General features: G+C 38.4%; 11 protein-coding genes. 10 read left to right on the top strand and 1 reads right to left on the bottom strand.

Annotated elements, in window-relative coordinates; all coding sequences use genetic code 11:
- Positions 1-311 precede the first annotated feature (311 nt).
- Genes pstB through HQK88_16875 form a run of 5 tightly spaced genes read left to right on the top strand, consistent with a single transcriptional unit; the run spans position 312 to position 4,726 of the window.
- On the top strand, positions 312-1,076 hold the full coding sequence (gene pstB, locus HQK88_16855) for a phosphate ABC transporter ATP-binding protein (GenBank protein MBF0618470.1): 765 nt from the start codon (positions 312-314) through the stop codon (positions 1,074-1,076).
- Complete coding sequence (gene phoU, locus HQK88_16860) at positions 1,076-1,747, top strand: phosphate signaling complex protein PhoU (protein ID MBF0618471.1); 672 nt, start codon at positions 1,076-1,078, stop codon at positions 1,745-1,747. Before pstB ends, phoU (HQK88_16860) begins: the two co-directional genes overlap by 1 nt.
- 44 nt (positions 1,748-1,791) lie before the next feature.
- Complete coding sequence (gene phoU / locus HQK88_16865) at positions 1,792-2,478, top strand: phosphate signaling complex protein PhoU (protein ID MBF0618472.1); 687 nt, start codon at positions 1,792-1,794, stop codon at positions 2,476-2,478.
- Positions 2,479-2,481: 3 nt separating this feature from the next.
- The gene (gene trmFO, locus HQK88_16870; GenBank protein MBF0618473.1) at positions 2,482-3,822 is read left to right on the top strand and encodes a methylenetetrahydrofolate--tRNA-(uracil(54)-C(5))-methyltransferase (FADH(2)-oxidizing) TrmFO; all 1,341 of its coding nucleotides are present in this window, start codon (positions 2,482-2,484) and stop codon (positions 3,820-3,822) included.
- The gene (locus HQK88_16875) at positions 3,794-4,726 is read left to right on the top strand and encodes a tyrosine recombinase XerC (GenBank protein MBF0618474.1); all 933 of its coding nucleotides are present in this window, start codon (positions 3,794-3,796) and stop codon (positions 4,724-4,726) included. The genes trmFO and HQK88_16875 overlap by 29 nt, the downstream gene beginning before the upstream one ends.
- Positions 4,727-4,738: 12 nt before the next feature.
- On the opposite strand, the gene HQK88_16880 is transcribed toward HQK88_16875, so the two are convergent.
- Complete coding sequence (locus tag HQK88_16880) at positions 4,739-5,599, bottom strand: hypothetical protein (protein ID MBF0618475.1); 861 nt, start codon at positions 5,597-5,599, stop codon at positions 4,739-4,741.
- Between the two features lie 426 nt (positions 5,600-6,025).
- Here HQK88_16880 and HQK88_16885 point away from each other — a divergent pair, with 426 nt between their 5' ends.
- From HQK88_16885 to HQK88_16905, 5 genes are all read left to right on the top strand, one after another.
- Entirely contained in the window at positions 6,026-7,216 is a 1,191-nt protein-coding gene (locus tag HQK88_16885) for a hypothetical protein (protein MBF0618476.1), read from the top strand.
- A 656-nt stretch (positions 7,217-7,872) separates the two neighbouring features.
- Entirely contained in the window at positions 7,873-8,373 is a 501-nt protein-coding gene (locus tag HQK88_16890) for a hypothetical protein (GenBank protein ID MBF0618477.1), read from the top strand.
- A gap of 3 nt (positions 8,374-8,376) precedes the next feature.
- Entirely contained in the window at positions 8,377-9,843 is a 1,467-nt protein-coding gene (locus tag HQK88_16895) for a class I SAM-dependent methyltransferase family protein (protein MBF0618478.1), read from the top strand.
- 46 nt (positions 9,844-9,889) lie between these two features.
- Positions 9,890-10,204 carry a nucleotidyltransferase family protein gene (locus HQK88_16900; protein ID MBF0618479.1) on the top strand — a complete coding sequence of 105 codons (315 nt, stop codon included), beginning with the start codon at positions 9,890-9,892 and terminating at the stop codon, positions 10,202-10,204.
- 18 nt (positions 10,205-10,222) lie between these two features.
- The gene (locus tag HQK88_16905; protein MBF0618480.1) at positions 10,223-10,345 is read left to right on the top strand and encodes a DUF86 domain-containing protein; all 123 of its coding nucleotides are present in this window, start codon (positions 10,223-10,225) and stop codon (positions 10,343-10,345) included.
- Positions 10,346-10,596 lie beyond the last annotated feature (251 nt).

A 10,596-nucleotide genomic window follows, 5' to 3' on the forward strand; every position in this document is an offset into this window, starting at 1 on the left:
ATCTGATAGGGTATGCTTGTAAAGATAACGGCACAAGCGGCCCTGGCGGTAATAATAACGTAATTGGGTATTAGGATATTTGTTTGAAAAAACTGTCGGACACTGCCTCTGTTAAAGGGGCAGTTGTTCGGCGGTTGTAAAAAAATCAAACCAGCATAAGAATTATTTTAATAATAATTCAATCTTAATGCAATTGTAACATCCGATAAACTATTATACACAGTGATTGCTAATTTATGCAGGCTTTGCAGCGAATTATTTGATTTCCAAAGACATCATAGAATATAATAGCGCCAGTGGTTATTGAAATGATGAAACAGGAGATCGACATAGAAGTTAAAGGTTTAAATTTCTATTACTCAAACAGCGTCAAGGCGCTGAAAGATGTGACGTTTCCGATATACAAAAACTCAGTAACAGCGCTGATAGGGCCCTCAGGTTGCGGTAAGACAACACTTCTGCGCTGTTTTAACCGCATGCACGACCTCTACCCGGGTTGCAGATACGAGGGTGAGATAGCATTTAACGGAATGGATATTTTGGCTAAAGACATAGACCTTATAGATTTGCGATGCCAGATAGGAATGGTGTTTCAAAAACCGACGCCATTTCCAATGTCAATTTTTGAAAACATTGCTTATGGACTAAAATTACGCGGAATAAACAAAAGAAGCGAGATGGCGGAACACGTGGAATCAGCCCTGAGACAGGCAGCACTGTGGGATGAGGTAAAGGACAAGTTAAATGAAAGCGCCTACGCAATATCCGGCGGCCAGCAGCAACGCCTTGTCATAGCGCGCTCTCTTGCGGTTAAGCCTAAGGTGCTGCTCTTTGATGAGCCTACAAGCGCCCTTGACCCTATCTCAACTTCAAAAATAGAGGACCTTGCAATTTTATTGAAAAAAGAGGTTACAATTATCATTGTGACACACAACATGCAGCAAGCTGCAAGAATTTCAGATTACACAGGATTTATGATGCTTGGGGACCTTATCGAGTATAATAAAACTGATACGGTGTTTACAAACCCGTCAAATAAGTTGACAGAGGATTATATAACGGGAAGGTTCGGATAATGCCAATACGTGATGATGAGTTAAAATCTTTGAAAGATATGATTCTGAAAATGGCTTCACTTGTGGAAAGCGCTATAAGGGACTCGGTACGTTCTCTTATAGAAAGTAATGCTGGTTTAGCCCAATCCGTGATAGAAAACGACCACATAGTAAACGCTCTCGATGTTAATATTGATGAGGAATGTATCCGCCTCATAGCCAGACGCCAGCCAATGGGCAGAGACCTCCGGTTTTTAACAACAGGAATGAAAATAACAACAGACCTTGAGCGAATAGCTGACCATGCTGTAAATATAGCCGAGAAATCTGTCATACTGATGGAATCTCCGCCGATAATGAGTTACTCGGAAATATCACGAATGCGGGAAATCACTCAGATGATGGTTAAAGACGCCATAGACTCTTTCGTAAACGAGGATAAAGCCCTCTCTGTGGCCGTAATCAACAGAGATGACGAGGTAGATGACCTCAACGATACGATTATTGACGGGCTGCTCTCTATTATGACCCACAACCCCGACAGCATAATTCAGGCATCTCAGTTGATTTATATTTCAAGGAATCTGGAGCGCATTGCCGATCATTCAACAAACATCTCAGAGGTAGTAATTTACATGGTGGAGGGCAAAATAGTCCGCCACATGGCAGATATTTCACATCTAAAGGCCTAAAAACAGGCGTACAGGTTTTTGCTCATTGACTTTATGGAGGTTTGATGTACTTAAAGGAGAACGAGTTTGCGGAGCTTAAGGATAAAATCCAGAAAATGGGCGCACTCGTTGAAGATGCCGTAAGAAACTCCGTTACATCTTTGCTTGACAGGGATGTGGAACATGCTGAAATAATAATAGATGGTGATACTCCGATAAACACCTTTGACAATGAGTTGGATGAGTATTGTATAAAACTGATAGCACTCAGGCAGCCTGTAGCCAAAGACCTCCGTATGATTACAACTGCCATGAAAATCACCACAGACCTTGAACGTATAGCCGATAATGCCGTAAATATAGCCGAACGAACTATCGAACTTGCCGATGAAAGATACATAGCCTCACACATAAGTTTTCCAATTCTAAGAGACATCACTTGTGGTATGGTCAGAGATGCGGTGGGGTCATTCGTAAAAGAGGATAAATCGCTTGCCTTTGACGTTATGTCACGTGACAAAGAGGTGGATGCAATAAATGAAAAAGTTCTCCACGACCTTCTCTCTATGATGTTAAACGACTGTGATGCGTCTATCCCCGCAACAAAGCTCAGTTATGTATCTAGGTATCTTGAAAGAATCGGAGACCATGCCACAAACATAGCTGAGATGGTGATTTATATGATAGAAGGGCAGATGATTAAGCACAAAGCTGATAAAGACTCTTTTGACATAAATGCCTTAAACCAATAGTCTATGTCTTCTGTGGTAGTGATAGGGGGCGGGCTTGCAGGCTCTGAGGCCGCATGGCAGGCAGCGAGGTTTGGTGTACCGGTAACATTGTACGAAATGAGGCCAGATGTACAAACCGAGGCACACAGGACAGGGCTTTTGGGTGAGCTTGTATGCTCTAACTCCCTGCGGTCAGATCTGCCCGATACCGCCCACGGTTTGCTTAAACAGGAACTCACCATGTTTGGCTCTCTGATTATGGAGGCAGCAAGGCATACATCCGTGCCTGCCGGTTCCGCACTGGCTGTTGACAGAGCTCTGTTTGCCAAGTACATAACAAAGGCTATTGAGTCAAATCCACAAATAGAAGTCATAAGACAGGAGTGTTCAGAGTTATCAAGGCTCAGTCCGATAGGTTTTGACGGCTCTCCAATTGTCTATGTCTTAGCCACAGGGCCTCTTACTTCTCAGTCAATGTCAAATAGTTTGGCTCAGATTTTAGGCCATGACTCACTGTTTTTCTATGACGCTATTGCTCCGGTAATTGATGCCGAAACGATTGATTACTCAAAAGTGTTCAGTGCCTCGCGTTATGGTAAAGGTGGCGACGATTATATAAACTGTCCGATGGACAAGGAATGTTACCTTACATTTTATGACGCATTGGTTAGTGCCGATAAGGTAAATGTCAGAGATTTTGAGGACAATAAAGTGTTTGAGGGCTGTATGCCGATAGAGGTAATGGCCTCCCGCGGAGTAGATACGCCGCGCTTTGGCCCAATGAAGCCCGTTGGACTCATTGACCCTGAAACTGGCAAAACTCCCTACGCTGTGGTGCAGCTACGGACGGAAAATAGCGAAAAGAGCGCCTATAATATGGTAGGGTTTCAAACCAGACTAAAGTATCCTGAACAGCAGAGGATTTTTAGAATGATTCCGGGGCTTAAAAATGCGGAGTTTCTCCGCTTTGGCAGTGTTCACAGAAACACCTACATCAACTCCCCTGCGTGTCTGACCACAGAGCTTGCAATAAGGGGTCATGAGCACATACTTGTTGCCGGACAGATTACCGGCGTTGAGGGCTATCTTGAGTCAACAGCAATGGGACTTTTTGCCGGTATCACTGCAGCAAGGAAAGTCAAAGGGTTTTCGTTTGCCACTCCTTCTGAAACAACGTCTATAGGCGCACTTATTAAATATGTAACGTCAGAGAAGACACACGGTGCTTTTCAGCCATCCAATATAAATTTCAGCCTCTTTCCCCCTCCTGAGGTTAAGACAAAAGACAAAAGTGTGCGGCGGCAATTGATTGTAAAACGGGCGCTTGCGGAGATTGATGGGTTTATTAAAACAGCATATAGATGATTTTTTAAGATACATGGCCGTGGAGGTAAATGCCTCAGAGCATACACTAAGGGCATACACTAAGGACCTCGAGGAGTTTTTAAAAATCACCGAAAAAAGTGATGCCGAAGATACCGACCTGTATGATATAAGGGGGTTTGTAGCCTCCCAAAGCCGGGCAGGGCTTGCAAAGTCAACTGTAGCCAGAAGGCTTGCCACAGTTAAGTCATTTTATAAGTATCTCAGAGCTCAGGCAGTTGTGGACAACAATCCAACAAGACTTGTTCCTACTCCAAAAGCGCCCCGTCCGCTTCCAAAATTCTTAAGCGTGGATGACATCTTTAACATGATAGAGAAAACCGCAGGGATGGGATTTCTCATGGCAAGAAACAGGGCAATCATTGAGCTTTTTTATTCAAGCGGACTTAGAATCAGCGAGCTTACCGGCAGTAACATGGAGGACATAAACCTCAATCAGGGGCTTATAAAGGTTAAGGGCAAAGGAAAGAAAGAGCGAATTGTGCCGGTTGGAGAGCCAGCAGTTAAGGCAATAAAGATCTATCTGATAGAACGGCTACTGATTAAAAAGGCAAAAGCAGACACTGTAAAAAAAGGCACGCCAAAAAAAATCACAGAGGATGATGCAGGGGCACTTTTTTTAAACTCGGGGGGCAGAAGATTAACGGTGAGGCATATCAGGCGGGTAGTGGTAAAATTTGCCCGTCTCATAGGTATTCAAGGCAAGATGGGACCTCACACATTAAGACATACCTTTGCAACGCACTTGCTTCATGGCGGGGCAGATCTCAGGGTGATTCAGGAGCTTCTTGGCCACTCCTCACTCTCTACCACCCAACGCTACACACATCTGGACATCGAACACCTTATGGATACATACGACAAGAGCCACCCTCTGGCTAAGTAACAAAAACGCTTTTTAAACATTCTTTCCCAAAAACTCCTTCAATTCATCCACAGAACCGGCTTTCTTAATAAGATTTTTAAACTCCTCAAGTTTATCTATAGTATTTATAGCTCTAACTATGTTCATCAGCTCAAGAGTGGCTAACCCGTATTTGAGTTCAAGCCCCAACTCAATACCTTCAAGCAACCCTTCCCGCTTACCCTCAAGTAAACCCTTCCGTTCACCTTCAAGTAACCCCTCCTCCTTACCATCCAAATAAAGCACATCTTTTGTTATGTCTATAGTTACCGGCATTTTCTTAACCTCCCTTTTTACAGATTCTGTCAAATCCCTTAACCTTGACAGAGTTAATAATTTTAAAACATAGTCTCTTCTTTCCTCAAGTGGCAATTCATATAATTTTGCAAGGATTCCCTTTATTGTACTATCGGCATTTTCCGTCTTACAAAGTATTGCTAAAACATTGTCAGCAGGGTCATCACTTTCAAGCAACTCACGGCAATCAATATCTCTGATGTCTATTATCTTGTACTTGAAATGCAAACCTGGTATATTGATTTCGTTTCGCATGTTTAGCTTCCCATTACCTACGTATAAAACCAATTGGTGAACAGGCACTCTATACTCGCAGTATATCAGATGTAAATATCCCAGCTCCCTGCAATCCATGTCTTTATCGTTTTGGGCTTGCATTTCAACATGAAATATTGAGTTATCGGGAAGTTCCAAAAGCAAATCGGGCTGTCGATATTTAATTTCAGGAAATTGCACGTCCAGAAACTTTGCTGTCTCAAATCCCGTCAATATCTTCATGAATTTTCGTGGCAATGCTTTCAAAATACTCTTAAGAGTAATATCGTAATACTGTGGCATTCAACCTCCCTACACTCTGTTTTATTATAATAACATTTTTGGCTACTTTTGTTACATATAAGAAATATTTTCCTTGACATTACTTTTTTTATTTGTTTATTATCCATTTCGACAATTTCAAATAGTGTTTTAGGAGGAGGAGTTATTGGCTTGTAAATTACTGAATATAGACTGTATTCAGTTCAATCGTCTCCAATTAACACCGAAGCATTTGAACTGTCAGCGGTTTACCTTGCGCAGTCGTTCAGTTTGATAAAGAGATTGTAGAAGTGTTTTATGAGAAGAATATGATGTTAAATAAATAATGGTCAGGGGGTGGTTAAAGATGAATTTTGTGTAGAAGTTCATGTAATGTTGAAAAGCATTTTCTTATACAAACGCTCATTGAGCATACTAAAAAAAGGGAAGGTTACGAGGAGTTAAATAATGATTAGAACAAGAAATGTAGTATTATTTTTTTTGGTAATAATGTTGGTATTGGCCTTACAACATTATACGATAGAAGCAAGCTCAGAAGATTCCGCCCAAAATACTGTTACTTTTACAGTCAACGAAGCTCCCACCGCAATCGCTATCGGTATCTATAAAAACATCCCAGTCCCTGTGCCCTCTACCGTTACTTACAACACCGTTACCTATGCTATCACCGTTTTACCCATCAAAAATGCAGCCGGTAAAACCACTAATAAAGCAGGCAATGTTAGCACTACCGCAGCTGTTGATAACAGCAATACCACAACAACGACCTCAAAAATGCCAGACAACGCAACAAAAACGCCAGACAACACAACAAAAACCACCACAACAACAACAGCAAAATATGAACAGTTCCCATATGAAAACTATAATCAATACTTCAATAATAGTCAGACATGTTCCAAAGGCTCTGAAAATGATACGATAAAAACCTGTGCAAGAATTTATGCAGGTTATGAATTTAGTAAAGTAAATACAATGTTTGATAAGGCACAACCCCGGATTGGTCTTTTATTCTTCAACTGGTTCAGACCTGCTAATAGTGGAAAATCTGACAGTAATTTTGGTTACTATGGTTTTCAATTCCCCGTTAATGTAATGTTAACAAGTTCTGATGAGGTAGCTATAAGTAGTACAGCAGATTCAACAGCAAAAACTGTTAATTCGGGAACTAATAAAAGATTTGAACTTGAAATCCCTGTGTTTGCACCTCTGTTGGCAGTTGGTACTGATAATATGTCCAAAGTATATACTAACACCACATCACACTTTGATTTGCTGGGACCAGAGTTTATATATAGAGCAAATTATGTTGATCCCCAGAATAGTGATGTTGCCAGGTATAATAATGCTTATTATCTAGGACTTAGACTATCAAGGAATCCAGAGACATACGTTCAGTTACTTGTAGGCAAAGATGAGAGTCTAACATCAAAACGTATGGAATTATCGGGGCAACTGCCATTAGTAAGAATTTCAAACACATTCTATTTATATGGCGGTGTTAAGGCCAATTATGGTGTATTTAACAGACAAAGCAATGAAGCCGATTCGTTAAAAGTGTATTTCTCTGTCAACCTGGATCCTTTTGCAGCTATTGGTAGTATGTTTGGTTTTACGTCTGATAACCAAACTAAGTAAGAGGTAACATACTACGAGGTTAACTTAGGTAGAGAGTTTTCTTTTAGATAGGTACATTTAAAAAATGACTGGATTCCCGCTTGCAGACGGGAATCCAGTTTGTTTCTTTATATCTTAAAACGCAGACTGAGACCGTAACAATTGAACAATATTCTAATAATTTGATATATCACGCAATTTCTAAATGCAAATTTTTATTATAAATGTTGGCAATCTTCTCAAGAGTTTTAACTGTGGGATTACATTTATAGAGGAACTAAGTACATTTTTATACTATCATAGCAATTAACGTAAAAAATGAATAAAAAATAAATTGTTACTTTTGTAACACATTAAAAATATTAGAAAATTTTGCTTGACATTTCATTTTTACTTCGCTTACTATCCATTCAAAGAGTTTCAATAAGTGTTTTTTGGGAGGGAGAGGATATGTTGGTTTGTAAATTACAGAGAGTAAGTTTTAGTGGCGCAGTTTTTGCTTCTCTCTCTCTCTCTCTCTCTTATAACATACCATATAATAAGAAACTCTCTCTGCCGATTTAAAAACTCTTCGTTTAACGATACATTTGTCCCATACATAGCCTATCTTCAGTTTAATTGTCTTCAGAATCTTTATGAACTATACTTGGGGGTCATAATGAGTACGGAGAAAACCAATGCTTACAACTGAAGAGATAACTGTAGAGGTATTAAAGTCAATAACGGTGCCACTTTTAAAGCGTGTGCAAAGCAGCAGTGGGTTTAAGCCTTGTTCGGAGGAGATAATAAAGGGAATATCAAATACTGTCAAACTGGAGGAGCTGGAACTTTATCAGTTTATTGACCACGTTAAGCAATATGTCGCTGCTATAAAAATAGCTTATAGATTTCCTTCTGACAAGCGGCCTTTTAACGAACTTATTGGTAGGTTTCTTGAAATGTTTGAAAATATCGGCGGGTTTAACGCAAAAAAATACAACAAAAAAATTGATGAATTCGTTTGTACAAATCATGACAAGATAATCAGCTCCGACACTTTAAACATAAAAATAGAAAAGATGCTTGAAATGGCTCTTGAATTTACAGAAACAGTTGAAAACGAACATGCTAAACGAAAAAAATATCTCACAACAAAAAGGTCAGCTAAAGCTGATAAACTTGATACGGAGGACATGTAGTTAATGAATAATAAAAATATTTCTGAACAATATTCAAACAATATAATTCCTTTTTTTGAAATACTTAACGAGGAGGACATCCGGTGGATTATTGATAATGGAGTGGAAAAAATTATCGGCGCAGATAATGTAATTATAGATAAATCTGAAGAGAAAAGTTCATTGTTTGTTTTGATTGATGGTTTTGTTGAGGCAGCTCATGATACTAAGAAAAGGTTATCTGTTTTAGGTCCAGGCAATTTTTTAGGAATGAATTCTTACCTTATAAAAACAAGACCTTTATTAGTATTTAAGGCAATAAATGAAGTTACTATTCTTGAATTGTCTGCTGATATGCTTAAACAAAAAATTGACTCTGACCCACGTTTTGCACTTAGGTTATATCGGGCTTTATCTATTTCATTGGTTATTAGATACAATAAATCTATTGAGTATATAAATCATATTTCCCCTGAAGTGGTTGATAATATTGCTGGCAATGAGACAATGCAGAAGATTATCCCAATCCTTGATGAATTCAAAAAACTAATTCTAAAAGCTGATAAAGAAGCAAAACAAAGCGGTAACATCAGTGACGAAACAACTGACAAGGTTCTTTGTTTATCAAGAAGTTTTTCATATGAATTTTACAATCAGATATGTTCAAATAATACTCTATCAACAGAATTAAAAGAAGTAATAGGATACCGATGTCAACAGGAATTTCTGCCGTATATATTACTAACAAACGCAGCTAACGCTATGTATTCAAAACCAAGAGGTTATGCTGGTGATTATCTGACGATAAAAATGATATATGACAATATCCCTGAGGGGAAAAGCGCTGTTGGCGTTTTGATTGATACGTGCTTTTTAGAGGAACCGGCAGCGAAAGCGGTTAGAAACAGAAAAAATATTATTATAAATGAAGTTAGACATCTTTTAGAAAATAACTCAGAGAGTAATATTTCTATTACCAGCCTTGCTTGCGGGCCTGCTGAAGAAATTTTTGATATTTACACTTCTTTAGAGCGTACTGGAAAGTTAAAAATTACATTACTCGATTTTGATATACAGGCATTAGCATTTGTTGCAGAAAAGTTGGAAAAACTGAAACTAAACAAAAATGTAACTTTATTACATCAAAACCTGATATACTTATTAACTAAGAAGGAAATTCTTCAAATAAAAACGCAGGATTTAATATATAGTATTGGCCTTATAGATTACTTTAACGACAGCTTTGTTGTTCGTCTGTTCAATATGATTTATGGTTATCTAAAGCCAGGCGGGAAAATTATGATTGGTAATTTTCACCCGCGAAATACATCCAGAGGATATATGGATTATATTCTTGAATGGAAACTGATTTATAGAACAGAAGAGGATATGAACCGTTTATTCTTAGAGTCCTTGTTTAAGAGAGAATGTACAAATATTCAATTTGAGGAGGAAGGCATTAATCTGTTTGCCGAGTGTATAAAAGAATAGAGTATTTGGTGTTGTTTTGGTTCAGATGTAAAAGGTATTATAAGTAATGTTAAAGAGGGGTAAGCCTTCAAACTTAGAGGAAGTTGTTGACATATTAAAAGAACACAGAAGTATTCTTGTTGATAAATACGGCATTGTCGAAATTGGGGTGTTTGGTTCTTATGTAAGAAATGAGCAGAAGCACGGCAGCGACATTGATATTGTAGTACAGCTGAAACGTGAGACTAAAACGCTCGATAATTTCATAGGTTTAAAATCTTATCTGCAAAAAAAGCTGCGAGCTAAGGTTGATATAGTACTCAGGGATGGCCTGAAAGAAACGTTAAAGAAGTACATTTTACAAGAGGCAGTTTATGTCTAAAAGGGATTGCTAAATATCATGGGTTTGAGAAACATTATCGTTCATGAATATTTTGGGATAGATATGGAATTATTATGGAGTATAATTAAAGTGGATATTCCACAGTTAAACAAAGAAATGGAAAATCTTATAGACAAATAATATAATTGAACAATATTTTGATAATTTGAATATCACGCAATATCTAAATGCAAAATTTTACTATAAATGTTTGCAATCTTCTCAAGAGTTTTAACTGTGGGATTACATTTATTCGGATTTTCTAAGAGAGTGTTCAAAAAACTGTGTCATGAACTCTAAGTAGAGAGCATATTTTGAAAATTGTATTTTCAGAAACTGCATAACAGAAATATAATATCAGTTATGAAAAAAGAAAGGAGGGATGACACGAT

The sequence above is a fragment of the Nitrospirota bacterium genome, assembly GCA_015233895.1.
In the GTDB taxonomy this organism is placed as follows: Bacteria; Nitrospirota; Thermodesulfovibrionia; order Thermodesulfovibrionales; family Magnetobacteriaceae; genus Magnetomonas.